General features: G+C 71.5%; 23 protein-coding genes. 10 read left to right on the top strand and 13 right to left on the bottom strand.

All coding sequences use genetic code 11. From position 1 onward, the window contains the following. Window positions 1–2: 2 nt before the first annotated feature. The 10 genes from ACSBPG_RS02955 to ACSBPG_RS02910 form a co-directional block, all read right to left on the bottom strand. Entirely contained in the window at window positions 3–428 is a 426-nt protein-coding gene (locus ACSBPG_RS02955; RefSeq protein WP_435535611.1) for a YqaA family protein, read from the bottom strand. Window positions 429–583: 155 nt separating this feature from the next. Beyond that, entirely contained in the window at window positions 584–739 is a 156-nt protein-coding gene (gene tatA, locus ACSBPG_RS02950; protein ID WP_435535610.1) for a twin-arginine translocase TatA/TatE family subunit, read from the bottom strand. A gap of 97 nt (window positions 740–836) precedes the next feature. Next, a complete protein-coding gene (locus ACSBPG_RS02945; RefSeq protein ID WP_435535609.1) occupies window positions 837–1253 on the bottom strand; it encodes a hypothetical protein in 417 nt (138 codons plus the stop codon). Between the two features lie 114 nt (window positions 1254–1367). Continuing rightward, entirely contained in the window at window positions 1368–2042 is a 675-nt protein-coding gene (locus ACSBPG_RS02940; protein ID WP_435535608.1) for a DUF2076 domain-containing protein, read from the bottom strand. A 36-nt stretch (window positions 2043–2078) separates the two neighbouring features. Next, complete coding sequence (locus ACSBPG_RS02935; RefSeq protein ID WP_435535607.1) at window positions 2079–2807, bottom strand: Bax inhibitor-1/YccA family protein; 729 nt, start codon at window positions 2805–2807, stop codon at window positions 2079–2081. A 345-nt stretch (window positions 2808–3152) separates the two neighbouring features. Then, a complete protein-coding gene (gene modC, locus ACSBPG_RS02930; protein ID WP_435535606.1) occupies window positions 3153–4232 on the bottom strand; it encodes a molybdenum ABC transporter ATP-binding protein in 1080 nt (359 codons plus the stop codon). A gap of 20 nt (window positions 4233–4252) precedes the next feature. Beyond that, window positions 4253–4921: a molybdate ABC transporter permease subunit gene (modB, locus tag ACSBPG_RS02925; RefSeq protein WP_435535605.1), complete on the bottom strand. Its 669-nt coding sequence runs from the start codon at window positions 4919–4921 to the stop codon at window positions 4253–4255. A 31-nt stretch (window positions 4922–4952) separates the two neighbouring features. Then, on the bottom strand, window positions 4953–5708 hold the full coding sequence (modA, locus tag ACSBPG_RS02920; protein ID WP_435535604.1) for a molybdate ABC transporter substrate-binding protein: 756 nt from the start codon (window positions 5706–5708) through the stop codon (window positions 4953–4955). Window positions 5709–5730: 22 nt separating this feature from the next. Then, the gene (locus ACSBPG_RS02915; RefSeq protein WP_435535603.1) at window positions 5731–6522 is read right to left on the bottom strand and encodes a TOBE domain-containing protein; all 792 of its coding nucleotides are present in this window, start codon (window positions 6520–6522) and stop codon (window positions 5731–5733) included. A 223-nt stretch (window positions 6523–6745) separates the two neighbouring features. Beyond that, entirely contained in the window at window positions 6746–7450 is a 705-nt protein-coding gene (locus ACSBPG_RS02910) for a hypothetical protein (protein ID WP_435535602.1), read from the bottom strand. Between the two features lie 178 nt (window positions 7451–7628). On the opposite strand from ACSBPG_RS02910, the gene aroF reads away from it, so the two are divergent. From aroF to ACSBPG_RS02880, 6 genes are all read left to right on the top strand, one after another. Beyond that, the gene (gene aroF / locus ACSBPG_RS02905; RefSeq protein WP_435535601.1) at window positions 7629–8516 is read left to right on the top strand and encodes a 3-deoxy-7-phosphoheptulonate synthase; all 888 of its coding nucleotides are present in this window, start codon (window positions 7629–7631) and stop codon (window positions 8514–8516) included. Between the two features lie 337 nt (window positions 8517–8853). After that, the gene (locus tag ACSBPG_RS02900) at window positions 8854–9855 is read left to right on the top strand and encodes a matrixin family metalloprotease (protein ID WP_435535600.1); all 1002 of its coding nucleotides are present in this window, start codon (window positions 8854–8856) and stop codon (window positions 9853–9855) included. A gap of 131 nt (window positions 9856–9986) precedes the next feature. Then, window positions 9987–10667 carry a glycosyltransferase family 2 protein gene (locus ACSBPG_RS02895; RefSeq protein WP_435535599.1) on the top strand — a complete coding sequence of 227 codons (681 nt, stop codon included), beginning with the start codon at window positions 9987–9989 and terminating at the stop codon, window positions 10665–10667. Continuing rightward, window positions 10664–11341: an NTP transferase domain-containing protein gene (locus tag ACSBPG_RS02890; protein WP_435535598.1), complete on the top strand. Its 678-nt coding sequence runs from the start codon at window positions 10664–10666 to the stop codon at window positions 11339–11341. The genes ACSBPG_RS02895 and ACSBPG_RS02890 overlap by 4 nt, the downstream gene beginning before the upstream one ends. Then, on the top strand, window positions 11338–12042 hold the full coding sequence (locus tag ACSBPG_RS02885) for a cytidylyltransferase domain-containing protein (RefSeq protein WP_435535597.1): 705 nt from the start codon (window positions 11338–11340) through the stop codon (window positions 12040–12042). Before ACSBPG_RS02890 ends, ACSBPG_RS02885 begins: the two co-directional genes overlap by 4 nt. Window positions 12043–12094: 52 nt before the next feature. Then, window positions 12095–13228, top strand: coding sequence for a LysM peptidoglycan-binding domain-containing protein (locus ACSBPG_RS02880; RefSeq protein WP_435535596.1), 1134 nt, complete (start codon window positions 12095–12097; stop codon window positions 13226–13228). A 3-nt stretch (window positions 13229–13231) separates the two neighbouring features. Here the strand turns inward: ACSBPG_RS02880 and ACSBPG_RS02875 are convergent, their stop codons facing one another. Beyond that, the gene (locus tag ACSBPG_RS02875; RefSeq protein ID WP_435535595.1) at window positions 13232–14950 is read right to left on the bottom strand and encodes a tetratricopeptide repeat protein; all 1719 of its coding nucleotides are present in this window, start codon (window positions 14948–14950) and stop codon (window positions 13232–13234) included. 10 nt (window positions 14951–14960) lie between these two features. Further along, entirely contained in the window at window positions 14961–16202 is a 1242-nt protein-coding gene (locus tag ACSBPG_RS02870; RefSeq protein WP_435535594.1) for a glycosyltransferase family 4 protein, read from the bottom strand. Window positions 16203–16521: 319 nt separating this feature from the next. Between ACSBPG_RS02870 and ACSBPG_RS02865 the strand changes: the two genes are divergently transcribed. From ACSBPG_RS02865 to ACSBPG_RS02850, 4 genes are read left to right on the top strand one after another with little or no spacing between them, the layout of a single operon-like run. Then, window positions 16522–18288, top strand: a complete 1767-nt coding sequence (locus ACSBPG_RS02865; protein ID WP_435535593.1) for a type I secretion system permease/ATPase — start codon at window positions 16522–16524, stop codon at window positions 18286–18288. Window positions 18289–18294: 6 nt separating this feature from the next. Continuing rightward, on the top strand, window positions 18295–19677 hold the full coding sequence (locus tag ACSBPG_RS02860; RefSeq protein WP_435535592.1) for an HlyD family type I secretion periplasmic adaptor subunit: 1383 nt from the start codon (window positions 18295–18297) through the stop codon (window positions 19675–19677). Between the two features lie 56 nt (window positions 19678–19733). Next, window positions 19734–20678 (top strand): glycosyltransferase family 4 protein, encoded by a 945-nt coding sequence (locus tag ACSBPG_RS02855; RefSeq protein WP_435535591.1) that lies wholly within the window; start codon window positions 19734–19736, stop codon window positions 20676–20678. Window positions 20679–20704: 26 nt separating this feature from the next. After that, window positions 20705–21907 carry a tetratricopeptide repeat protein gene (locus ACSBPG_RS02850; protein WP_435535590.1) on the top strand — a complete coding sequence of 401 codons (1203 nt, stop codon included), beginning with the start codon at window positions 20705–20707 and terminating at the stop codon, window positions 21905–21907. A 4-nt stretch (window positions 21908–21911) separates the two neighbouring features. On the opposite strand, the gene ACSBPG_RS02845 is transcribed toward ACSBPG_RS02850, so the two are convergent. Further along, window positions 21912–24287, bottom strand: a complete 2376-nt coding sequence (locus tag ACSBPG_RS02845) for a tetratricopeptide repeat protein (protein WP_435535589.1) — start codon at window positions 24285–24287, stop codon at window positions 21912–21914. Between the last annotated feature and the right edge of the window lie 2 nt (window positions 24288–24289).

Raw genomic sequence — 24289 nt, 5'->3', positions numbered from 1 at the left:
GGTCACAGCGCCGTCATCACCAGCGCGTAGCGCATCATCTTTCCCATGGCGACGAGCGACACAAAGAGCCAGAAGTTGACGCGCAGGATGCCGGCGGCGAAGGTCAGGGGATCGCCGATGAAGGGCGCCCAGGCCAGCAGCAGCGACCACGCCCCCCATCGCTCGTACCAGCCCGAGGCGCGCTCGATCAGCGCCGGCTTGATGGGGAACCAGCGGCGGTCCTTGAAGTGCTCGATGTAGCGGCCGAGCGCCCAGTTGACGGTGGAGCCCAGGGTGTTGCCCACCGTCGAGATCACCAGCAGCCAGAAGTTCGAATAGTCGCCGGACAGGTAGAGGCCGATCAGGACGAACTCCGACTGGATCGGCAGGAAGGTGGCGGCCCCCAGCGACGTCAGAAACAGGCTGCCGTACGCCACTAGATGGTTCATGCCCGCCTCGGCACCCTGTCCCCCTTCCCGGTGATGTCCCGGACATCCTGCAAAACCATGGTGTCCGCAAGTTTGCCCGGAGCGGGCCGCATGCGGCCCGCTCCGGGCAAACTTGCTTAGCGAACAGCGCAGGGTGCGCTTTGGTGCCCTGCCGCTCAGCCGCCGCGCGGCGTGTCGTCACTCCCGTCCTTCAGGCCGGCCTTGAAGACGCGGATGCTGCGGCCGAGGTCGCCCATCACCGACGGCAGCTTTCCCGCCCCGAAGATGATCAGCACGATCACCAGGACGATCAGGATTTCCCAGGCGTTCAATCCCAAGACGGCGCCCTCCGCAGCGGTCGACGGCCGGACTGTGGCGGGAATCCGGCGGCTTGGCAATCGGCAACCCGACGGCGGGAGCCCGGGCCGTTCACCGGGCCGGCCGGCACACCACGTCGTAGCCGATCATGGCGAGCTTGACCGTCTTCGGGATCGGCCGTTCCCCGGCGAGGTAGCGCCGCGCCGCCGCGCCGTCGAGCCCGAGCGCGTCGGCGAGCGCGTCCGGCGCCAGCCGGCGCCGGTCCGCCCAGCGGTGCAGCCGCTCGGCGTCCTGGACCAGCGCCATGTCCCAGAGCTCCCCGACGGCGATCCCGGTGCCGTCGGCCCAGCGCAGGGCGCCACCGCCGTCGACCACCGCGACGCTGCGGAAGGGCCCGCCGCAGAGGTGGGCACAGGCGGCGGAGAGGTCGACGTCGTGGTCGGTTCCGTCGCCCCACGTGACGAAGACCACGTGCCCTTCCCCCGTCGCCACCGCGGCGATCCGCCGCGCCGCCGCTTCCTCCGCCATCCCGCCTCCGCCGGCGCCTGCTTCCGAGGATCTATAGGGTGGGAAGTCCGGGGGGAAAGCGAAAGGGGCGGAGCGTCCGCCGCCCCGCCCCTTCCGCCCCGTCGCGCGTGCGGCTCAGATCTCCTCGCCGCCGCCGTCGTCGAAGCCGCCGAAGTCGCCGCCCCAGCCGGCGTCCTCGGCCGGCGGCTCCTCGGCCGGAGCCTCGTAGGCGGCGGGCTCGGCGGCCGGTTCGGCCGCGGGCTCGGCGGCGGCCGCGTCGTTGCCCATGAAGGCGTCGGCCAGCGCGTTGCCCAGCAGCACGCCGCCGGCAACGCCCAGCGCCGTCTGCATGGCGCCGGCCAGGAAGCCGCCGCCGCCGCCGCCGAAGCGGCCGCCCGGCTGAGCGTAGGCGCCGAGGCGCGGGTCGACGCCGGGCACCGTCGCGGCCGGCGCCCCGCCCCAGGGCGAGCCGGGGCGCGGCCCGCCCGACGGGACCGCGGGACGCGACGGCGCGGCGGCCGGCTTGGCCCCGCCGCCGAACAGGCCGCCGAAGATGCCGGCGGACGCCGCCGGACGCTCCCGCAGCTCCTGCACCTCCCGCTCCAGTTCCTGGCTGCGGGCCTGGGCGGCCGCCAGCGCGTTCTCCAGCATGACGACCGCCTGGGTCATCAGGTAGGGCGCGGCGGGCTGGGCGGTGACGCGTTCGCGGATGTGGGCCTCGGCCTCGGCGTCACGGGGGCCCGACTGGGCCTCGGCCTGGCGGAGCTTGGCGAACAGCTCGTCGATGATCTGGCGTTCGGTCTGGTCCATGGTCGTCTCGATGTCCTCGGGTTGGCGTCGGCCGCCTTACTCCTCGCGCTGCCCCATGAGCTGCAGCAGCATCTGGAACAGGTTGATGAAGTTGAGATAGAGCGACAGCGCGCCCATCACCGCCAGTTTCGTGTTGGCCTCCTCGCCGTAGTGCTCGGCGTAGGATTCCTTAATGGTCTGCGTGTCGTAGGCGGTGAGGCCGGTGAAGACGATGACGCCGATCACCGAGATCGCGAACTGCAGCGCGCTGGAGCCGACGAAGATGTTGACCAGGCTGGCGATGACGATGCCGATCAGGCCCATGATCAGGAACGAGCCCATCTTCGACAGGTCGGCCTTCGTGGTGTAGCCCCACAGGCTCATCGCCGCGAACATGGCGGCGGTGATGAAGAACACCCGGGCCACGCTGGCGCCGGTGAACACCAGGAAGATCGACGCCATGGACAGGCCCATGACGCCGCAGAAGGTCCAGAACAGGGCCTGCAGGCCGCTGGCCGACATGCGGTCGAAGCGCCAGGACAGGACCATGACGAAGGCGAGCGGGGCCAGCATCACCACCCACTTCAGCGGCGTGGTGAAGATCGGCACGTAGAGCGCCGGGGTGCTGGCGACGACGAAGGCGACGACGCCGGTCAGCGCCAGGCCCAGCACCATGAAGTTGTAGACGCGCAGCATGTGCCGGCGCAGGCCCTCGTCGAAGACGCCCGCGTCGACGGCGCGGGTGGGACTGCCCCAGCGGCTCTGTTGCGGGTGCGGGTCGAACATAGCGGAAGCTCCCTCAGGACGCACGACGCCCGCCGCCGTCCCGTCGCGCGGGACGGGGAACGGCCGGGCGGGCGCCGGCAATGGACAGGACGGTTTTTCTTGGATGGGGATCACGGGACCGGACGCGGACCGCGGCCGCGGGCGCAACGGCTCTGCCGCCGTTCCACCACAGCACCGCCGTCGTCATCGAACCCTCCAGATGCGGTCGCGCCCGTCGGCGCAAGAGCAGGTGAAGGGATCCGACATCGCGGTCGACGACTCGACCGCCAGAGGGGCCCGGATCCATTTCGCGCCGATCACGTAAGGAGGCGCGGCCGCGCCGTCAAGGGGGGCGGCGCGCCCGATCTACGCCACCAGGGCGATGCCCTTGACCTGGACGTGCACCGCCTCGCCGGGGGTGAAGCGCAACGCCTCCCAGGATTTGCGGGTGACGCGGGCGAGCACGCGGGCGCCCTGCCGCTCGGCGCCGAGGCGGAGGAGGACGGTCACCTGGGCGATGTCCTGGACGTCGGCGGAGAGGATGCGGGCCGGCAGCGTGTTGACGATGGTGCTGTCGGCCGAAGGCTGGCGCGCCAGGCTGACGTCGGAGGCGGCGATGCGCACGCGGCGGCGGGTGCCGACGGCGCCGAGATCGCCCGGCACCTGCAGGGTGGCGCCCTCGACGCCGAGGGCCGTCAGCCCGTACGCCGCGTCGAAGCCGACGACCACCGCCGGCAAGGTCACCCCGGCGTCGGGCATGCGGGCGATCGGCAGCGCCGGGTCGGCCTGCAGCAGCGGCAGCGGCCCCGCCGCCAGCACCCGCCCCTCCTGCAGCAGCACGAGGTGGTCGGCCAGCCGCTCGACCTCGGCGATGTCGTGGCTGACGTAGAGGACCGGGATCGACAGGGCGTCGTGCAGCGCCTCCAGGTAGGGCAGGATCTCCTCCTTGCTGAAGCGGTCGAGCGCCGCCAGCGGCTCGTCCATCAGCAGGAGGCGCGGCTGCGACAGGAGCGCCCGCCCCATCGCCACCCGCTGGCGCTCGCCGCCCGACAGCCGCGCCGGGGCGCGGTCGAGCAGGCGGCCGAGGCCGAGCAGGCCGACCACGTCGTCGAACCGCACCGACTCCGGCGCCCCGCCGCGCATGGCGCGGCGCCGGCCGAACAGCAGGTTGTCGCGCACCGAGAGGTGGGCGAAGAGGCTCGCCTCCTGGAAGACGTAGCCGACGGGACGGCGGTGGGTGGGACGGAAGGTGGCATGGTCCTGCCAGACCTCGCCGTCCAGGGAGAAATGCCCGTCGCCCGGCCGGTGCAGGCCGGCGACGCAGCGCAGCACCGTCGTCTTGCCGCACCCCGACGGCCCGAACAGGGCGGTGACGCCGCGTCCCGGTGCGGTGAACGCGACGTCCAGCCGGAACGCGCCGAGCGGCCCGCGGAAGCGGGCCGCCATGCCGGCGGGCGCCGCCCCGGTCAGCTCCGCGGACGGCCGATCCGCTTCTCCAGCGTCATCATCGCCAGGATCACGACGAACGAGAACACCAGCATGCCGCCGGCCAGCAGATGCGCCTTGTCCCACTCCAACGTCTCCACATAGTCGTAGATGGCGACCGACAGCACCTTGGTCTCGCCAGGGATGTTGCCGCCGATCATCAGCACCACGCCGAACTCGCCCACCGTGTGGGCGAAGCCCAGCACGGCGCCGGTGAGGAAGCCCGGCCGGGCCAGCGGCAGGGCCACGGTGAGGAAGGCGTCGAGCGGCGAGGCGCGCAAGGTCGCCGCCACCTCCAGCGGACGGTCGCCGAACGCCTCGAAGGCGTTGCGGATGGGCTGCACGACGAACGGCATGGAATAGAGGACGGAGCCGAAGACCAGCCCTTCGAAGGTGAAGGCCAGCGACCGCGCCCCCCACAGTCCGGCCAGCCAGCCGCCGGGGCCGTCGGGGCCCAGCAGCACCAGCAGGTAGAAGCCGAGCACCGTCGGCGGCAGCACCAGGGGCAGCGCCACCACCGTCGCCACCGCCTCCTTCCACCAGGCGCCGGAGCGGGCGAGCCACCAGGCCACCGGCGTGCCGACCAGCAGCAGGATGAACGTGGTGAGCGTCGCAAGCTGCAGAGTCAGCAGCACCGGCGGCCAGATCATCGCCCGTCCTCCCCTCCCGGCGGCACGGCGCTCAGCCGTTGGCCGCGGTGCCGTAGCCGTACTTCTGGATCACCTTGGCAGCTTCCGGCCCCTTGAGGAAGTCGACGAAGGCCCTGGCCGCCGCGTCGTCGGCGCCCTTCTTCAGCAGGACGGCGTCCTGGCGGATCGGATCGTGCAGCGTCTCGGGAACGACCCAGCGCGACCCCCCGTCCCGGGCGATCACCTGGGACAGGGCGACGAATCCCACTTCGGCGTTGCCGGTGTCGACGAACTGGAAGGTCTGGGCGATGTTGTTGCCCTGGACGATCTTCGGCTCCAGCGCGGCGTAGACGCCGAGCGCCTTCATCGCCTGCACGGCGGCGGCCCCGTAGGGCGCGGCCTTCGGGCTGGCAATCGCCACCTTGTCGAAGGCGCCGGACGTCAGGGTGTCCTCGCCGGTGACCTTGCCCGGCTCCCGGCTCCACAGCACCAGCCGGCCGACGGCGTAGGGGAACACGGTGCCGGCGACCCCCAGCCCTTCGTCCACCGCCCTCTGCGGACGCTCGTCGTCGGCCGCCAGCAGGACGTCGAACGGCGCGTCCTGGGTGATCTGGGTGTAGAGCTGCCCGGTCGAGCCGAAGCTCAGCACCGCCTTGTGCCCGGTCTTCGCCGCGAAGGCCGCGGCGATCTCCTTGGCGGCCTCGGTGAAGTTGGCGGCGACGGCGATGTTGGTCTCGCCGGCCGCGGCCGGCAGGGCGGCCGCCGAAAGGGCCAGGGCGACCAGGGGGGCAAGGAAGGTCCGCTTCATGCGCTGGGTCTCCGGTTCTGCTTCAGTCGACCGCCAGGAGGACGTCCGACGCCTTGACGAGCGCGCAGGCGCGGGCGCCGACCCGCAGGTCCAGCTCGGCGGCGCTGTGCGCGGTGATGACGGCGGTCAGCGTCTTGCCGCCGCCGATGTCGAGCACGATCTCGGTGTTCACCCCGCCCTCCTCGCGCCGGCAGACGGTGCCGGCGATCTGGTTGCGCGCCGACACCCGGCCGACCTCGCCGGCCGGCGCCAGCAGCACGAAGGAGGACTTGATGAGCGCCACCGCCTCGCGGCCGGGCACCAGGCCGAGGGTCCGGGCGCCGTCGCGGGTGATCACGGCGTGGAGCGTGGTCGTTCCGGAAATGGCGAGGGACACCTCGGCGTTGACGGCGTCCTCGGCGACCGCGGTCACGGTGCCGCGCAGGGCGTTGCGCGCGCTGGTCCGCATCAGGAATCCCCACATCAGGTTGGTCGCCGAGATGCCCGTCCCGTCGAGCTGCGGTTCGAGCGCTTTCAAGGTCCGCGCCAGTTCCGCCTCGAGGCGGTGGAAGGTCTCCACCACCCGCACCCCCTCGGCGGTGAGGACGGCGCCGCCGCCCTTGCGCCCGCCGGCCCGGGTGCCGACCAGCGGCCGGCCGAACAGGTTGTTCATGGCGTCGATGGCGTCCCACGCCGCCTTGTAGGTCAGCCCCACGGTGCGGGCGGCGGCGGAGATGCTGCCCTGCCGGCCCACCGCCTCGAGGAGGCGGATGCGCTCGCGCCCCACCGGCGATCCACCGTCTCCGCGCAACGCGACCGAGGCCTCCACCGGCATGCCGTCCTCCCTGTCCCGCGGCACGGTCCGCCTGGAGGAGGTCCGGGCCGCGCAATATAGCCGGACTATATAGCGGTGGGCGGGCCGCGTCCAGCCCCATGTCCACACGGCGCGTGCGGGCATGAAAGAAGCCGCCCTCGGGACCGGGGGCGGCTTTTGCGAGTCTGCCCGCCTCCGCAAAGGGCGCGGCGGCGGACGGCGCAAAGGCCGAAAACGGTGGCGGCTACGGGGTGGCGTACAGGACCGCCGCCGCGCCGACGGCGGCGAGCACCACGGCCAGCAGGGCACCCACCATGAGGCGCAGCGCCCGGTCGTCGCGCCGGACGGCGGCCGCCTCCACCTTGCGGTCGATGGAGCGCAGGGTGGCGTCGATCCGGGTGACGAACACCTCCAGGTCGGACAGCCGCTTCTCCAGGCCGGCGAAGCCGGCGCCGGACGCGGCGGCGAGGCCGTCGAGCGGGCGCACCACCTCGGTGCGCAGATCCTGCTGGACGGCGCCGCGCAGCTCGCCCAGCGAGGCCGGCAGGGAGCGGGCGACGGCGACCTGGTTGCCGTGCAGCATCTCGAACAGCTCGATCAGGCGGAACAGCGCCTTGCCCGTGTCGAGGAGCTCGGGGTTCACGGCGTTGGCGCTCTTCGGCACCTCGACGGGGGCCGCGTCCGGGGCCGGGCGCACCAGGGCGCGCAGGTGGAGCGGATCGACCTCGGCCCCGTTCAGCAGGAACTCGAAGGCGTAGCGGCCGTCGCCGATGCCGTTCATGCGCAGGTCCGGACGGGGCAGGTCGGCGACCACGGCGCCGAGGCGGCGGTCGCCGTCGCGGATCTCCACCTCCAGGCGCCGCTCCGGCTCCTCGCGGTCCCACACCCAGCCGTACACCCGGTCGCCGCTGATGGAGTCGATGAAGCCGACGATACGCTGATCGGACATGGGCGCGGCACCGGACGGCAGGGAACGGGCCTCCACAACACCCACGCTCCCGGTCGCTGTCAAGGGACGCGCCCCGGAGACGATGCCCGAACACGATGTTGGCCGGGCCGGCGGGCGGGCCTATACTCCGCGCCGTTCGACGCCCGACCCACGTCGGCTTCACGCACCAGGATCGATCATGGCCATCAGCAACGCAGCCCCCGGCAAGGACATCTCGGCCGAGGATCTCGCCTCCAAGTTCCCGCTCGCCGCCAAGAAGGACCCCGATCACGTCACCCGCTTCACCGTGGCCGGCGTCGAGTTCGGCGGGCCGCTGGTGCCGATCATGGCCGGACCCAACACGGTGGAGAACGAGGCGATGATCGTCGACACCGCCAAGGCGGTGAAGGCGGCCGGGGCCCACATCCTGCGCGGCGGCGCCTTCAAGCCGCTGACCTTCCCCTACCGGTCGGAGAAGTACTTCGACACCCGCGAGCAGGGCCTGGAATGGCTCGCCAAGGCGCGGGCGGCCAGCGGCCTGCCGATCATCACCGAGGTGATGGCCACCGAGCATCTCGACGCCGTCGCCGCCGTCGCCGACATCCTGCAGATCGGCACCCGCAACATGCAGAACTATCCGCTGCTGACGGCGGTGGGGCGCACGGGCAAGCCGGTGATGCTCAAGCGCGGCTTCGGCTGCTCGCTGCGCGACTGGCTGGGCGCCGCCGAATACATCCTGGTCGAGGGCAACAGCCAGGTGATCCTGTGCGAGCGCGGCATCGTCGCCCCGCACACCCACCGCGGCACCTCGCGCTTCCTGCTCGACCTGCAGGTGGTGCCGGCGGCCAAGGAGGTGACGCACCTGCCGGTGGTCACCGACCCCTCGCACGCCACCTTCTGGCGCCCCTGGGTGAAGCCGATGGCGCTGGCCTCGATCGCCGCCGGGGCCGACGGCGTGATGATCGAGGTGCACCCCGACCCGGCCAACGCCGCCGTCGACCCGCTGCAGCCCGTCGATTTCGCCGAGTTCGCGACGATGGTGACCGCCATGCGCGCGGTCGCCGAAGCGGTCGGCCGCACCGTCTGAGCCCCTGCGCGGGCCCTGCCGGGCCCGCCCTCGCCGAAAGGGGACCAAGGACGCCCTAAGCAATCCGCACCGGTTCCGCCCGACCGAGGCAATCCTCGTCGGGCGGACCTCTCCGGGTGTGCCGCCGTCCGACCCCGTTCTTGCCGCCCGGTCTCCGCCGGGACATCGACGGCATTAGGGGCACCGCCGAAGGAAGCGGCCCCTCTGCGTTCCCTTGTCTTCCTTTTTCGACCATGGAAGGACGGGAATTCCTCCTCACGTCTCGTGCCTGCTGGACGCGGTCCGGCACGACATGGCGGCAGGCACGGCGCGACCGTGCGTCCGCGGAGGCACGGGCATGGACGTCGACGCCATTCTGTATCCCGCCGGCTGGCGCTGGGCGGACACCGGGCTGACCTACCACATCGACGGCAGCCTCGAGGCCTGGACGCCGTACGTCCATGCGGCGATGGGCGCGTGGGATCGCGCCAGCGGCCTGACGCTGACCCAGGTCGGGTCGGCCGACGTGGCCGACATACGGATCACCACCCTGGAGGCGCTGGAGGCGCCCGCCGACGCCAAGGGCTGGTCGCTGTTCTGGGCCGACGACGAGGGCGCGGCGATCACCCGCGGCTTCGTCGGCCTGCCGGACTCGCCCGAGTTCTACGGGGCCGCGCAGTCGGCGTGGATCGCCGTGCACGAGATCGGCCACGTGCTCGGCCTGTCGCACCCCTTCCAGCAGGATCTGGGGCTGGCCGGCGACCACGCCGCCACGGTGATGTCCTACAACCCGGCGCCGGACGGCGGCTACCCCTCCACCCCCATGCCGCTGGACGTGGCGGCCGTCCAGCGGCTCTACGGCTACGACGAGGAGATCCTCGGCGACGGCGGCGGCGCGCCGCTGGCGGGCGGCGCCGGCTACGACCTGATCCGCGGCGCCGACGGCGCCGACCTCGTGCACGGCTTCCAGGCCCCGGACATCCTCTACGGCCACGGCGGCGACGACACCCTGCACGGCGGCCAGGGCGCCGACACCGTGTTCGGCGGGCAAGGGGCCGATCTGGTGATGGGCGGCGCCGGGGACGACGTGCTGCACGGCAACGCCGGCGACGACACGCTGGACGGCGGCGCCGGGGCCGACTCCTTCGTGTTCGGCCCGGGCGGCGGCGCCGACACGGTGATCGGCTTCGACCCGGCCGAAGGCGACCGCCTGGTCCTCCTTGCCGGCGCCCTCCCGCCGGAGGAAGGATGGTTGGTCGCGGCGGACGGCAGCCTCCGGCTCGCTCTCGGCGCCGGGGCGTCGGTGACGCTCCAGGGGGTCGACCCCGCGGCGCTGGAGCCGGGCTGGCTCGCCGTCTGAACGGCGCCCGCGCCGCCGTGCCGCACCGGCCGCCGCGTCGTCCGGCGACGGGCCGCCCGATGGCCGGTTGTAACGAGGGGGGTGGATGGGGTACTTGATCGGCGAGATTCCGGATCGCCGCAACGGGCCCCATGATCAGCGTCGTCCTCCGCTCCAAAAACGAAGCCGCCTGGATCGGGCGGTGTTGCACCGCCCTGCGGAACCAGCGCGTGCGCGACATCGAGATCGTCCTGGTGGACAACGACTCCACCGACGACACCGTGGCGATCGCGCGGCGCTTCGGCTGCAAGGTTCTGACCATCGGCCGCGACGCGTTCAGCTACGGGCGCGCCCTCAACATCGGCATCGAGGCGGCCAGCCACGAGGTGGTGGCGCTCGTCTCGGCCCACTGCGTGCCGGTGGACGAGCTGTGGGGCGACTATCTCCTGGCCCATCTCGGGCCGGAGGGCGACGAGCGCGTGTGCGGCGTCTACGGCCGCCAGGAGCCGCTGCCGGAGACCTCCTACATGGACCGCCGCGACCTGTGGACCACCTTCCGCGAGGAGCGGGTGCGCCAGCGCAAGGACTATTTCTTCCACAACGCCAATTCCGGCATCCGCAAGTCGATCTGGCGCGACCAGCCGTTCGACGAGGAGATCCGCGGCGTCGAGGATCGCGAATGGGGCCGGCGCATGATCGGCGCCGGCTACGAGATCGTCTACGAGCCGCACATGCGGGTCTACCACCACCACGGCATCCACCAGGGCCGCGACGAGGGCCGCGCCAAGCGGGTCGCCGAGGTCATCGAGATCATCCGGAGTTCCAAGCGATGAGCGCGCCGGAGCAGGCCCTTCTCGTCCTCGTGCCGGTGCTGGCCGGCGGCCGCACCGACCGCCTGCTGGAACCGCTGGCCGGCCGTTCCAGCCTGGAGCGCACCCTGGCCGCCGCGGTCGAGGAGCTGCCCGGCGCCACCATCGCCGTGACCACCGACTCGGCCGAGGTCAAGGACGCCGCCCGCGCCTTCGGCCACGGCGTGCGGGTGCACGAGCGGACGGAGCGCGACTACGTGCCGGCCCTGCTGGCGGCGATGACCGACCTGCGGCCGGACGCCGCGGTGATCGCCGTGCTGGAGGCCACCCATCCCTTCCGCCCGCGCGGCCTGGTGGGACGCACCGTGGAGAACCTGCGCGCCCGGCCGCACCTCGACAGCGTGGTGTGCGTGCGCCAGTTCAAGGCCAACCTCTGGCACCTCGACGAGGATTCCACCATCACAGCGCTGAGCCCCGGCGGCGACCTGCGCGACCGGACGTACTATCAGGAGATGATCGGCCTCGGCCTGGCGACGCGGCCGCACCTGCTGCGCCACGGGCGCCGCCTGGGGGACGCCGTCGGCTTCGAGGTGGTCGACCAGTTCTGGGGCCTCGTCGACATCCGCGATGCGGTCAGCCTGGCGGTGGCCCGGGTGATCGCCGACGAACTCGTAAGCCTGGAGGGCAGCATCCAATGAGCCGCGTCATCGCCATCCTCCCCGCCCGCGGCGGCTCCAAGGGCCTGCCCAACAAGAACGTGCTGCCGGTGGGCGGCAAGCCGCTGATCGCCCATTCGGTGGAGCACGCCGTGCGCTCCGGCGTCTGCGACCGGGTGCTGATCACCACCGACAGCGAGGCGATCCGCGACGCCGCCGTCGCCGCCGGCGCCTGGGCCCCGTTCCTGCGCGAGCCGTCGCTCGCCGAGGACCTGACGCCCACCGAGCCGGTGCTGAAGGACGCGCTGGAGCGGGCCGAGGCGGTGGACGGGCCGTTCGACATCGTCGTCTTCCTGCAGCCCACCGACATCTTCCGCGATCCCGCCTGGATCACCCGCGCCGTCACCCTGCTGAAGGAGCGCCCGGAGCTGGAGAGCGTCTTCGCCGCCTACAAGACCCACAAGAACTTCTGGTACCGCACGCCCGAGGGCGAGCTGAAGCGGGTGTTCGACTGGATGGCGGTGTACGGGCCGCGCCAGACGCGCACGCCGATCTTCCGGGAGGACACCGGGCTGGCCTGCGCCAGCCGGTCCGCGCTGATCCGCCAGGGCCGCCGCATCGGCGACCGGGTCGAGATCATCGAGGTCACCGACACGGCGTCCGGCATCGACATCCACGACGCCTTCGACCTGTGGCTGGCCGATCAGGCCTACCGGTACCTGAACGAAAAGGGCGGGCGCTGACCGCTCCCCGGCCGGACGGCCGGGCCGACCGCAACGGGATGGCCGATCTGCGATGTGGAAAAGCCTCGTCGCGCTGCTGAGCGTCGTCCTGCTGCCCTGGCTGGCCTCGACGCTGGCCGACCGCCTGGGCGTGCGCGGCGACTTCGCCGAGGCGCTGTTCGGTCCGGCGCCGGACGAGGCGGTGTGGGACGCCGCCGCGCCGCCGCCGGGCTGGCGCGAGAACGCCTACCTCACGGCCTACCCGGACGTGGCCGCCGCCGTGCTGCGCGGCACGTTCGCCAGCGGCTACGAGCACTACCGCAAGTTCGGCGAGGCCGAAGGGCGCACCGCCGGGCTGGCGCCCGGCGCGACCGTGCACCGCGCCCAGGACACGCCACCCGCGGCGGTCCCCCCGTCGGCGCCGCCGGTTCCCTCGCCGCCGCCGTCCCAGCCGCCCGCCGCGGCCGCACCCGAACCGCCGCCATCCGCCGCACCGCCCCCCACCGCGCCGGCGGAGCCTGCCGACGACCGGCCGGCCGCTGGCGGCGGGGACCGGCCCGCCGCTGGCGGTGACGGCCGCTACGTCGTCCGCAGCGGCGGCAGCCTCGACCGGGTCGCGGAGATCACCGGCCGCTCGGCCGCCGCCCTGCGCGCCGCCAACCCGGAGCTGCCGGACACGTGGCTGCCGGCCGGCACGGTGGTCCGTCTGCCGGCCGCGGACGGCGCACGCCCGGCTCCGCCGGCGGCGGCGCCAGCCGCCGTTCCCGCTCCGCCGGCCGCCTCCCCCGCCCCTTCGGCCCCTTCTGCCCCTTCTCCCGCCGCCGCTCCCGCTCCGGCCGCGCCGCCGCGCAAGCCGGCCGCCGACGCCGCGCCGCGGCTCACGGTGACGGGGGTCCGCTACGGCGCGCACCCCGATGCCACGCGGATCGTCCTCGACCTGTCCGGACCGATGCCGCCGCCGCCGGCGCGCCGGCGCGACGACCGCACCCTGGTGTTCGATCTGGCCGACGTCGGCTGGACGGCGGCGCCCAAGGGCACGCTGCGCGGAACGCCGGGCCTGCGCTTCCGCACCGAGCCGCTGCCCCCGGCGGGGACCCGCCTGATCCTCGACGCCGACGCGCCGATCCGCCTGAAGTACAGCGCCCCCTTCGCGCCGTCGGGCGAGCGGGGGCATCGGATGGTGATCGACGTGGCGCCCGCGGGGTAGCCGTCAGGCGGCCGCCAGCGCCCGCAGTTCCCGCGCCAGCCGGGCGATGGGACCGGCCCAGTCGCCCTCGGCGGTCTGGCGGATCAGCCGCAGGCTGGGGTACCAGGGACAGTCGGCGCCGCGGTCGAACCAGAACCACAAAGGCGTGCGCGGCAGCAGCACCAGCCCGGGCCGGCCGAGCGCCCCGGCCATGTGGGCGTTGATGCCGGCGATGGTGACCACGGCGTCGAGGGCCGCCACCTGGGCCGCCAGGTCCTCCAGATCGTCGCGCAAGTCCGGATTGGCGTTGGGCCACAGGTTGGTCCGGCCGGCGGCGCGCGCCGCCGCGAGGTCGGCCGCCGCCGCGTCGTACTGCAGGCTGACGAACTGCAGCCCCGGCACGTCCAGCACCGGGGCCCAGCGTTCCAGCGGGATGGACTTGCGCCCGCCGGTGCGCGGGTTGCCGCTGGTCCAGGCCAGCCCCACCGTGCGGCCGGGCCCGAGCGCCGCGAACGCCGCCCGGTGGTGGCGCACGCGGTCGGGATCGGGGCGGAGATAGCCACGGTGGGAGCGGAAGGCGGCGATGTCGGGGCGGAGCAGCAGGGGCAGCCGCATGGTCGAGCTCTGCGCCGCGATGTCGGGGGCCAGGGTCCGCGGGTCCGGCGGGTCGCCGCGGGGAACCACCGTCACCCCGGGCCACGACCGCGCGAAGAGCGCGACGAACCGCTGATCGGTCTCCAGGACGACGGCGATGCCCCGCGCCAGCACCTCGTCCAGCAGGCCGGCCATGACGATCTCGTCGCCGACGCCGAACTCGCCCCACAGCAGCAGCCGGCCGCTGCCGAGCGGCTGCCCGTCCCACAAGGGCGCGGAGAAGCGGTGCTGGCGCAGCTCGGGCGCCGGCCGCCGCCAGCGGGTGTCGTAGTCGGGATAGCCGGCGGCGAGGTCGCCGCGCAGCAGCGCCGTCCAGCCGCGGACGTAGACGGCGGTCGCGTGGTCGGGAACGCGCGCCAGCAGGCGGTCCACCTCGGCCATGGCCTCGTCGAGCCGGCCCTCCTCCTGGAGGGCGATGATGCGGTTGGCGCGGGCGTCGACGTCCTCGGGATCGGCGGCGAGGGTGCGGGCGTAGAGCGCCTCGGCGAGGTCGGCGCGGCCGCGCTGCTGTTCGACCACGCCGAGGCCGTACCAGGCACGGGCCGGGGCGTCGCCGCAGGCGATGGCGCGGGCGAAGAGGGTGCCGGTGTCGGCGGCCTCGCGCTTCTGGGCGAGCAGGGCCAGGTTGTACCAGCCCTGCCCGTAGGCCGGCGCCAGCGCCAGCGCGGCGCGCAGCCGGCGCGCGGTGCCGGCGCCCTCGCCGCCCCCGCCTTCACCGTCACCGCCCTCGCCGCTCATGAACAGCACGGCCAGGTTGCTGTGGGCGCGGGCGTCGTCCGGTGCCAGCCGCAGCGCCCGGCGCAGCGCCGCCGCCGCGCCGGCGCGGTCGCCCCGGGCCAGCAGCGCCTGCCCGAGGTTGGTGTGCGCCCCGCCATGGGCGGGGTCCTCGGCCAGCGCCAACCGGTAGCCGGCAACCGCGCGGGGAAGATCGCCGAGCCGGCCGTACGCCACGCCCAGGTTGTAGTACACGCGCGCCGAGCGGTCGCCGAGGCGAAGCGCCGCCTCGAGATGGCGGCAGGTCTCGGCGAAGGCGCCGCGCCGCGCCGCGGCGGCCGCGGCGGCGACGGGATCGGGCGCGCCGGTGCTCATGCCGGCGCCGTCACGGCGCGCCGAGGCCGGCCGGCCGGCGCCGCGCCGCGACGTCCTCGATCAGCTTCATCTGCGCCGGGATGCAGACGCTGCGCAGGTCGTAGCGCTCCTGCACGGTGCGCCGCGCCGCGGCGCGCAGGCCGGCCATGTGGTCGGGGTGGTCGAGGACGGCGTCGAGGCGGTCGGCGACGGCCCTGGGGTCCCAGAAGTCGACCAGCAGGCCGTTGCGGCCGTCCTCGATGACCTCGGCGACGGGGGCGGTGTCGGAACCGACGATCAGGCAGCCGGCCGCCATGGCCTCCAGCATCGACCAGGACAGGACGAAGGGGAAGGTCAGGTAGACGTGGGCCCGCGACACCTGCAGCACGCGCAGGAAGCGGTCGTAGGGCACCTTGCCGAGGAAGTGGACGCGGGTCGGGTCGATGCGCACCTCGGCGAGCATCTTCTCCCGCCAGTTGGCGGCGTCGGCCGGGGCGCTGCCGTAGCTGACCTCGTCGCCGCCGACGACGACGACGCGGGCGTTGGGCCGGCGCCGGCAGACCTCCTCCAGCGCCCGCATGAAGGTGGGGAAGCCGCGGTACGGTTCGAGGTTGCGGGCGACGTAGGTGATCACCTCGTCGCGCCGGGTCAGCACGGTGCCGTCGGGCAGCGGCAGGGTCGCCGTCTCGTCGGGGCGGCAGAGCTCGGTGTCGACGCCCTCGTGGATGACGGAGATGCGCTCGCGGAAGGGTTCCGGGTGCAGGCTCCACTGCCAGCGGGTGGGGGTGACGCCCCAGTCCATCGCCTCCATGCCGATCAGCATGTGGGCGTTGCGGCAGCGGGTGCGCGCCATCTTGTCGACGTCGGGCGCGGACTCGGGGTCGAAGCCGATGTCGGCGCCGCGGGCGCGGTAGTAGAACTCGCAGTAGGCCAGCAGCGGGCTGTCGGGAAAGACGTCCTTGATGAACATCGCCTCGCCCCAGCCGGTGTGGGCGCAGATGACGTCGGGACGGAAGCCGCGCTGCTGCAGCGACAGCGCGGCGCGCACCACCCCTTGGCCGTAGAGCACGTGCCCCTCGAGCAGGCGGAGGTAATGGTGGGTCGAGGGGTGCGGCTCGCGCGACGGCTTGTAGGTGGATTTCTGCACACCCGCCATGTCCGGCTTGCCCTCACGGGTGATGAAGGCGACCTGGTTGGCCTTGTCCTCGGCCATCAGGCGGGCCAGATGCTTGTACTGGCCGGGCATGTTCTGGTGGATGAACAGGATCTTCATGGGGCGGGGCCGTGCGGTGTCCGTGGTTGCGCGATGGGGGCGGGGCCGGGGGCCCGCAAAGAATCGGCTGGTTCCCGACGCGGCTCAGGGCTATACACTCTCGGCCATGAACCGATCAATGCGCGATGCGCGCGCCGCGCCCGCCGATTCCGGGCGGGTCCTTCGGGGGTGCGGCCGCCCGCCGGGGTGGCGGACGCGACCGGAAGTGGGCAGATCTTATTTGGCAACGCGAAAGGTCCTGCCCCTTTCCCCCGCCGATTTCGTATGATGCGACGACCGTGAGCCACCCGGCGATCCCCATTTCCAGGAACGGACGAGAATGAGCGTGTTCGGCAAGAAGCCTGCCCCGGCCGCCGCCCCAGCCGGAGAGGACCTGATCCGCCAGGTGTTCGCGGCCTGCCGCAGCGCGTTCGTGGCGACCGGCGTGTTCAGCCTCGTCGTCAACCTGTTCATCCTGGTCCTGCCGCTCTACATGTTCTCGGTGTTCGACCGGGTGCTGAACAGCCACAGCCTGCCGACCCTGGCCTTCCTGTTCCTGATCGCCAACTTCGCGCTGCTGATCCAGCTCGCCGTCGACGTCGCGCGATCGAACGTGCTGATCCAGCTCAGCGCCTGGATCGAACGGCAGCTCAGCCCGGCCCTGTTGAACGCCTGCATCGCCAACGCGTTGATCCGCGGCAACCCGCGTGGCACCGATGCGTTGAACAAGCTCAATTCCCTGCGCATGTTCCTGTCGGGCCAACAGATTTACGTGCTGATGGACGCCCCCTGGATTCCGGTGTTCCTGGCGGTGCTGTTCATTCTGAATTTCTGGATCGGCATCGTTGCGGTCGCCGGCTCGGCGGTCCTGGTCCTGTTGACCCTGGCCAACAACTACATCACGCGCCCCGCGCTGACCCGAGCCAACCGTGCCCACGCCGTGGCGAACCGCCAGGTCCAGGCGGCCGTGCGCAACGCCAACGTGGTCGAATCCATGGGCATGACGCCGGCCGTGCTCGCCCGCTGGAGCGAGCGCAACGCCGAGGTGCTCAACGACCAGGGATCGGCCAGCCGACGGGCGGCCGTCATCGCGGCAACCTCCAAGTACGCACGCATGGCGATCCAGATGGGGATCATGTCGACCGCGGCTCTGGAGATCATCACGCCGGGCAGCACGCTGACCGGCGGCGCCATGATGGCGGCAACCATTCTGGCCGGCCGCGCCCTGATGCCGCTGGAACAGATCATCTCCAACTGGCGCGCCCTCAAGGATGCGCAGCAGAACTACCATGACCTGCAGGAGATCCTGCGCCGCACGGCCTCCCGGCCGCGCTCGACGGTGGTGCCGCCGAACCCCAAGGGGCACCTGACGGTGGAGAACGTCTGGTTCCACCCGCGCGGTGCCGAGCGGCCCGTCCTGTCGCGCATCTCCTTTTCCGTCGAGCCCGGCGAGGTGCTGGGGGTGGTCGGCCCGTCCGCGGCGGGCAAGTCGACGTTGGCCCATCTGCTCGCCGGCCTTCAGGCCCCGACCCAGGGCCATGTCCGGCTGGACGGCGCCGACATGGCCTCGTGGCCGTCGGAGGACCTCGGCCGCTACATGGGCTACCTGCCGCAGGACGTGGAACTGTTCGGCGGTCCCTTGCGCGACAACATCTGCCGCCTCGACCCCGACGCCACGCCGGAAGCGATCATCGACGCCGCCGAAATGGCCGGCCTGCACGAGATGATCATGCACATGCCGCGCGGCTATGACACCGACGTCGGCGACCAGGCGGCGCTGCTGTCGGGCGGCCAGCGCCAGCGCGTCGGCCTGGCCCGGGCGCTCTACGGCAATCCCCGCCTGCTCATCCTCGACGAGCCGAACGCCAGCCTCGACGCGGCCGGCGAACAGGCGCTCCTCAAGGCCGTCCTGGCGGCCAAGGAACGCGGGGCGGCCATCATCGTCATCGCCCATCGTCCGAGCATCCTCTCGGTGGCCGACAAGGTGCTCGTGCTGCAGAACGGCACCATCCAGCGCCTGGGCGAGCGCGACCAGATCCTGCCGTTGATCACCGGTCAGCGCACCGCTCCGAACGTCACCATGATTTCCAAGCAGGCGAATGGGTAACCGATCATGAGCCGCAGCCTGACCCTGGGAGCCGCCGGCATGCCGGCCACCGTCGACGGCCGCACGCTGGCGCCGACGACGGGAAGCGCCGTCCTCACGGAGCCGCCCCCGTGGCGCCGCGCCAGCCGCATCGGCTATCTGATCATCCTGCTGTTCTTCGGTGGATTTGGCACGTGGGCCGCGGCGGTCCCGCTGGGAAGCGCCGTCATAGCGCAGGGCGGTCTGCGTGTGGACTCCGCCCGCAAGACGGTGCAGCCGGCCGCCCCCGGGGTGGTGTCGGAGATCCTGGTCGGCGAAGGCGACCACGTCAACGCGGGCGACGTCGTCGTGCGCCTGGACCGCGTGCGGGCGGAGGCGGAACTCGACATGGTTCAGAACCAGTACGACGCCGCCCGCATCCAGGAAGCCCGCCTGGTCGCCGAACGGGACCGTCTGAGCGCCATGGAGATCCCGGACGATGTCCTGGCGCGGAAGGACGAGCCGGAAGTCGCCGACATGATCCAGGCGCAGCGCAACCTGTTCGAAAGCCGCCGGACCACCCTGGAGGGCCAGATCAGCATCCTGCGCGAGCGCGTCGCCCAGACCCGGACGGAGATCGAGGCCTTCCACGGTCAGCGGGAGTCGCTGGTGAAGCAACTCGCCCTCATCGAACGCGAAGCGGCCGGGGTGCGCGAACTGCACGACAAGGGCCTGGAACGGCTGCCCCGGCTGCTGGCGTTGGAACGCAACGTCGTCAGCCTGGAAGGCCAGATCAGCAGCACCGACGCCACCATCGCCCGGAGCAAGCAGCGCATCGGCGAGATGGAACTGCAGGTCATCGACCTGCGCCAGCAGTTCGACCGCGACGTCGTCAACGAGTTGCGGGCCACCGGCGTGACCTTGAACGACCTGCGCGAGCGCCGGGTCATCGCCGAGGACACCCTCAAGCGCCTCGAGATCGTCGCGCCGCGGTCGGGCCGCGTGGTCGACCTGAAGATCCACACCGTGGGCGGCGTGGTCAATGGCGGCCAGCCGCTGATGGACATCGTGCCGGAGGACGACGAACTCATCGTCGAAGCCAAGGTGAGCCCCCGCGACATCGACAACGTCGTCGTCGGCGCGGAAGTCCAGGTTCGCCTGACCGCCTTCAGCCAGCGTTACACCCATCCCATCAAGGCGTCCCTCTACTCGATATCGGCCGACGCCATAGCCGACCAGGTGACCGGCCAGCCGTACTATCGGGCACTGATCAAGCTCGACGCGGACTCCAAGGATCACATCCTGCCGGACGTCGAACTGACGTCGGGCATGCCGGCCACGGCGATCATCTCGGTGGGTGAGCGGACGCTGCTGACCTATTGGTTGAGCCCGCTGATCCAGAGCTTCGAGCTGGCGTTGCGGGAGCCCTGATCCCGGACGGCTTCAGCGCAACCGAGTCCAGCCACGACCACGAGCCCGGAATCCTTATGGCGGCGCGCCGCATCCTGTACGTCACCGACAACCCGGAGAAACCGACCGGCGGGACGATCATCGCCCGGGAGCATGTCCGCATCCTCGTCCGGAACGGCTTCGATGCGGCGTTGCTCGTTCGGCGCGACATGCGCCCCGACTACTTCGACACGGGAGTCCCGACGCTTGCCATGACGGACCAGTTCGTCCCCACGGCGAGCGACGTCCTGGTCATACCCGAACCGTGGAACGACGTGCTGGCCGCCATGGCCGACAAGCCCGGACGCAAGGTGGTGTTCTGTCAGAACCACCACTACATCTACTACGGGTTCGGCCGCGGCGGCAGCTACGATCACTACGGCGTGTCCACGGTGTTCTGCTGCGGCGAGGTGATCGCCGACTATGTGCGGACGGTGCTGGGCTACACGCGGGTGCCGGTCGTTCACAACGGCATCGACACGGCGCTCTTCCGGCCGGCCAAGGTCAAACGTCGGCAGATCGCCGTCATGCCCCGGAAGATGCCGGTGGAGGCCAACTTCCTGCGCGAGACGTTCCGGCGTCGGCACCCTCGCTACGCTCGCGTTCCATGGACCTCCATCGACGGCGTGCCCCGTCACGAGGTCGCACGCGTCCTGGGCGAGTCGGCCGTATTCCTGGCGCTCGGCCGTATGGAGGGATTCGGTCTGCCCCCCCTGGAGGCGATGGCCGCGGGTTGCCTGGTGGCCGGATTCACGGGCGGAGGCGGCGATGAATTCGCCACCGACGACAACGGCTTCTGGTGCGCCGCCGAGGATTGGACCGGCTGCACGGATGCGCTGGCGCGTGCCATGGAGGTCTGCGAGCGCCAGGATGCCGAAACGGCACGCCGCTATGCCGCCGGGCGGGCCACGGCCGAACGCTATGGCATCGCGCGGATGGAGCGCGAGCTCCTGGAGTTCTGGCACGACGAGACGGCGCTGTGACCTCTCCGTCCGTCCGGTCCTACTCCTTGCAGGAGGCCCTGGCGCTCGGCAAGCGCACCATGGCCGGGCGCAACTTCAAGCGCGCCGCGGATTTGTACAGGCAGATCATCCGTGCGCGTCCCGACTGCGTTCCGGCTTTGGCGGAAGGGGCCCGTGCCCTGCAGCAGCTCTATCGGTTCGAAGAGGCGGTGTCCCTGCTCCACACCGCCGTGGCGCAGCGCCCCCATTCGGCAAAGCTGTGGTTGAACCTGGGCAACGCACGGCGCGCCTTCGGTGACCAGGCCGGGGCCATCGGCGCCTACCATCGTGCATTGAACCTCTCTCCGGGAGAGGAACCGATGCACATGGGCCTCGCCCTGGCCCTGATGCAGGCCGGCGCCTGGGACGCAGGCTTCGCCCATTACGACGAGCGCCAGGTCCGGCGCGAGTTCCTGCGCGTCATGGAGACAGCCGGGATCGCCGTCTGGGATGGCGCGGCGACGGACGGCCGGACGATCGCTCTGATGGCCGAGCAGGGGATCGGCGACACGATCCAGTTCGTCCGCTACGCCGCCCTGCTGGCGGAACGCGGAGCCAGGGTCGTCGTCAATTGCCAGCCGTCGCTCGCCCGCCTGCTTCGAACGGCAGACGGCGTCGCCGAGGTCGTCGTGGGACGGCTGCGCCACTTCGATGCGGCCGAGATGATGATGAGCTTGCCGGCCCGCTTCGGAACCACGCCCGACACGATTCCGGCGGCCGTTCCCTACCTCCGTCCGCCAGCGGAACCCGCCGTCATCGTGCCGGACCGTGGAAAGCCTCGCGTCGGCGTGGTGTGGGCGGGCAATCCCCGACACCTTCGCGACGGTTGGCGCAGCATTCCCTTCCCGACGTTCTCACGCCTCCTGGACGTGCCCGGCGTCGACTTCTACGCCTTGCAAAAGGGCGATCCGGTGGGCGATTCCCGGCTGGTGGAGCTCGGGTCCGCTCTCAGCGACTTCGCCGCGACCGCATCCGTCATCGCCCAGCTCGATCTGGTGATCGCGGTGGACACGTCCGTCGCCCATCTCGCGGGAGCGCTCGGCAAGCCGGTCTGGATCCTGCTCGCGGCGCAGGCCGACTGGCGGTGGTTGAGCGACCGGACGGACACGCCATGGTACCCGACCGCCCGTCTCTTCCGCCAACGGAAGCTCGGCGAATGGCGGCCCCCGCTGGAGGAGGTCGCCACCGCGCTCGCCGAACAGTGGCGCTGACCGGTCAGCGCGACGCGAGCCAAGCCTCCACCTCGCCCCGCACCGTGGCGAGCGGTCGCTTCCACGGTTCCAAAGGATGGCGGAAGAACAGCCGCATGCTCGGGCACCACGGGACGTAGGGCATGCCGAGCTGCTGCCAGATCCGCGACACCTCCGACGTCCGGAACACCCAGGTTGGCACCCCCAGGGCACCGGCCATCCAGGCGACGGAGATCAGCGGTGTGATCACGAGATCCAGCGCGGCGATCAGCGCCATCACGTCGTCCAGATCGTCCTTGAGATCGATGCCCTCGGGATGGATGAAGGGAAATCCGTGCTGCGCGCTCAGGCGCCCGAACTCCTCCAACTCCTCGTCGGCCGTTGAATACTGAAGGTTGACGACGGCCACGCCGCTGCCGAAGGCGCGGGAGATTTCCGCAGGCTCCAGGTACTGCAGGTCGCGTGCCCGCGAATGCCGGGCGCTGCGCCAGGACGTGCCGACCAGGGGCCGGCCGCCGGCCCGCTCCTTCAGCCATGCGGCCCAATGGGCACGACGTTCGGGATCGACCTGCAGATAAGGCTCGCCGCGCACATAGGGCCGGCCCACGACATGGCAGGTGCGGTGGATGTGCTCGCGGGTCTCGATGCAGAAGAACTTCGGCAAGTGGCCGACCGGCACCTTGTACGTGATGTGCGGCGCCACCGCCCGGGGATCGGGCGCTTTGGTGCGGGGCACGAAGGTGATGTCGGGGAAACTCCGCTCGAACAGCGCGATCAGGCGATGATCGCATTCGACGACGATGCGCCCCGCCCGCCCCTTCAGGTGGTGCAGATACCACGAGAACATGATCTCATCGCCCATGCCCTGTTCCATGTAGACGACGATGCCCGAATCCGCGAGATCCTGGCCGGTCCACTCCCGTTGCCGGTAAGGCCGCTTGGGGGAGGGGAAGTCGGGCATGGCGAAGCGCCAATCGTACTGGCGGAAACCTTCCTGCAGTTCACCGACCATGAGCAACGTGTAGGCGAGATTGTAGTTCGCCTCGCCGTACTTTGCGTCGATCTCCAGCGCCTTGCGGAAGGCGGCAACGGACTCGACGAAACGGGCCTGGGCGCGCAGCACGACGGCGAGGTTGAGCCATGCCGCGCGGTTGTCGCCTTTCAGCCGCAACGAGGTCCGGGCGGCGGCCTCGCTCTCGTCGAAACGGAACTGTATCGACAGGGAAACGCTGAGTGCGTTCCAAGCCTTGGCATAGCTGGGCGACAGCCGGACCGCCCGGAGAAGCAGCGTCTCCGCCTCTTCCGCCAACGACAGTTCGTTAAGCGTGATGCCGGCGTTGTAGAGCAGCGTGGCGTTCGCCGGGTCGCGCAGAAGGGCGGCGCGCAGTATCCGGACCGACAGTTCCTTGTCGCCCGCGGTCTTCGCGTGGATGGCGAAACCGTTCCAGACCGCAATGTCAGGCTCGCTGCCGTTGAGAACGGCGCGGACGACCGGAAAGACCTCACGGCCGTGCCTAACGGCCAGCAAGGACTCGATCAGCCGTTCGGCAAGCGCGATGTTGCCCGGGTCGGCCTGATGGGCCAGTTGCAGGTGCTCGACCGCCTCTCGGTGCCGCCCCGAACCGTGCAGAATCAGGCCCGCTTCGCGGGCGGCCAAGGAAGCCAGGCTCGGCGCCCTTGCCGCCGTCAGGAAATGCGGCAGGGCATCGCTGTCACGCCCCAGCCCCTTCAGCGCCCTCCCGAGGGTCATGTGGACCTCGGCGTCGTCGGATCCGCCCTCCGGCAAAGGCTCCAGCAGCGCTACGGTCTCGGCGTACCGGCCGTTGGCCACCAGCCGTGCCGCCTTCAACAGCGCGGCGGTGACGAAGGTGGGATCTATGGCAAGAGCGCGCTCGAGGAACGCCTCGCCACGCCGCTCCTGTGACCTTTGGAAATGGCAGATTGCCGCGTAGGTGCAGGACTCGGCGTCCCGCAGTGCATCCACCGGCCGATGGTCGAGGGATGCCACCACACGTTCGCTGTCGCCAACGGCGAACAGGGCCTTGACGAGACGTTGGCGCGCGGTCGGATGATCCGGGAAGCGTTCAAGGAGCGCTTGGTACAGAGCCACGGCTCGACGGTGGTCGCCAGCCATGTCCCAGGCCTGTGCATGATTGAGCGCCGACATGGGGCCATCATCGGACGCGGCGGCCGCGGCGAACGATCGAACCGCGTCAAGCGGTCGCCCCCGTCGGATGTCGACGTTTCCAAGCAGATTGAGCGCCGCGACGGACCGTGAATCGGCTCGGAGAACATCTCGGACCAAGTTCTCGGCCTGTCCGATATCCCCAGACCGCAGCGCTCGGCGCGCCAGTTCAAGTTTGGACTCGTCGCTCGAAGCCATGTTGTTCAGCAAGGTCATAT

The organism is Azospirillum sp. ST 5-10 (genome assembly GCF_051225715.1).
Lineage (GTDB): Bacteria > Pseudomonadota > Alphaproteobacteria > Azospirillales > Azospirillaceae > Azospirillum.
This window is presented reverse-complemented; position numbering and strand designations above follow the sequence as displayed.

What these genes read in the sequence shown, in the direction of transcription:
- ACSBPG_RS02955 (WP_435535611.1), bottom strand. Translation starts at nt 428, where the DNA reads ATGAACCATCTAGTGGCGTACGGCAGCCTGTTTCTGACGTCGCTGGGG.
- ACSBPG_RS02945 (WP_435535609.1), bottom strand. Translation starts at nt 1,253, where the DNA reads ATGGCGGAGGAAGCGGCGGCGCGGCGGATCGCCGCGGTGGCGACGGGG.
- ACSBPG_RS02940 (WP_435535608.1), bottom strand. Translation starts at nt 2,042, where the DNA reads ATGGACCAGACCGAACGCCAGATCATCGACGAGCTGTTCGCCAAGCTC.
- ACSBPG_RS02935 (WP_435535607.1), bottom strand. Translation starts at nt 2,807, where the DNA reads ATGTTCGACCCGCACCCGCAACAGAGCCGCTGGGGCAGTCCCACCCGC.
- modC (WP_435535606.1), bottom strand. Translation starts at nt 4,232, where the DNA reads ATGGCGGCCCGCTTCCGCGGGCCGCTCGGCGCGTTCCGGCTGGACGTC.
- modB (WP_435535605.1), bottom strand. Translation starts at nt 4,921, where the DNA reads ATGATCTGGCCGCCGGTGCTGCTGACTCTGCAGCTTGCGACGCTCACC.
- modA (WP_435535604.1), bottom strand. Translation starts at nt 5,708, where the DNA reads ATGAAGCGGACCTTCCTTGCCCCCCTGGTCGCCCTGGCCCTTTCGGCG.
- ACSBPG_RS02915 (WP_435535603.1), bottom strand. Translation starts at nt 6,522, where the DNA reads ATGCCGGTGGAGGCCTCGGTCGCGTTGCGCGGAGACGGTGGATCGCCG.
- ACSBPG_RS02910 (WP_435535602.1), bottom strand. Translation starts at nt 7,450, where the DNA reads ATGTCCGATCAGCGTATCGTCGGCTTCATCGACTCCATCAGCGGCGAC.
- aroF (WP_435535601.1), top strand. Translation starts at nt 7,629, where the DNA reads ATGGCCATCAGCAACGCAGCCCCCGGCAAGGACATCTCGGCCGAGGAT.
- ACSBPG_RS02900 (WP_435535600.1), top strand. Translation starts at nt 8,854, where the DNA reads ATGGACGTCGACGCCATTCTGTATCCCGCCGGCTGGCGCTGGGCGGAC.
- ACSBPG_RS02895 (WP_435535599.1), top strand. Translation starts at nt 9,987, where the DNA reads ATGATCAGCGTCGTCCTCCGCTCCAAAAACGAAGCCGCCTGGATCGGG.
- ACSBPG_RS02890 (WP_435535598.1), top strand. Translation starts at nt 10,664, where the DNA reads ATGAGCGCGCCGGAGCAGGCCCTTCTCGTCCTCGTGCCGGTGCTGGCC.
- ACSBPG_RS02885 (WP_435535597.1), top strand. Translation starts at nt 11,338, where the DNA reads ATGAGCCGCGTCATCGCCATCCTCCCCGCCCGCGGCGGCTCCAAGGGC.
- ACSBPG_RS02880 (WP_435535596.1), top strand. Translation starts at nt 12,095, where the DNA reads ATGTGGAAAAGCCTCGTCGCGCTGCTGAGCGTCGTCCTGCTGCCCTGG.
- ACSBPG_RS02875 (WP_435535595.1), bottom strand. Translation starts at nt 14,950, where the DNA reads ATGAGCACCGGCGCGCCCGATCCCGTCGCCGCCGCGGCCGCCGCGGCG.
- ACSBPG_RS02870 (WP_435535594.1), bottom strand. Translation starts at nt 16,202, where the DNA reads ATGAAGATCCTGTTCATCCACCAGAACATGCCCGGCCAGTACAAGCAT.
- ACSBPG_RS02865 (WP_435535593.1), top strand. Translation starts at nt 16,522, where the DNA reads ATGAGCGTGTTCGGCAAGAAGCCTGCCCCGGCCGCCGCCCCAGCCGGA.
- ACSBPG_RS02860 (WP_435535592.1), top strand. Translation starts at nt 18,295, where the DNA reads ATGAGCCGCAGCCTGACCCTGGGAGCCGCCGGCATGCCGGCCACCGTC.
- ACSBPG_RS02855 (WP_435535591.1), top strand. Translation starts at nt 19,734, where the DNA reads ATGGCGGCGCGCCGCATCCTGTACGTCACCGACAACCCGGAGAAACCG.
- ACSBPG_RS02845 (WP_435535589.1), bottom strand. Translation starts at nt 24,287, where the DNA reads ATGACCTTGCTGAACAACATGGCTTCGAGCGACGAGTCCAAACTTGAA.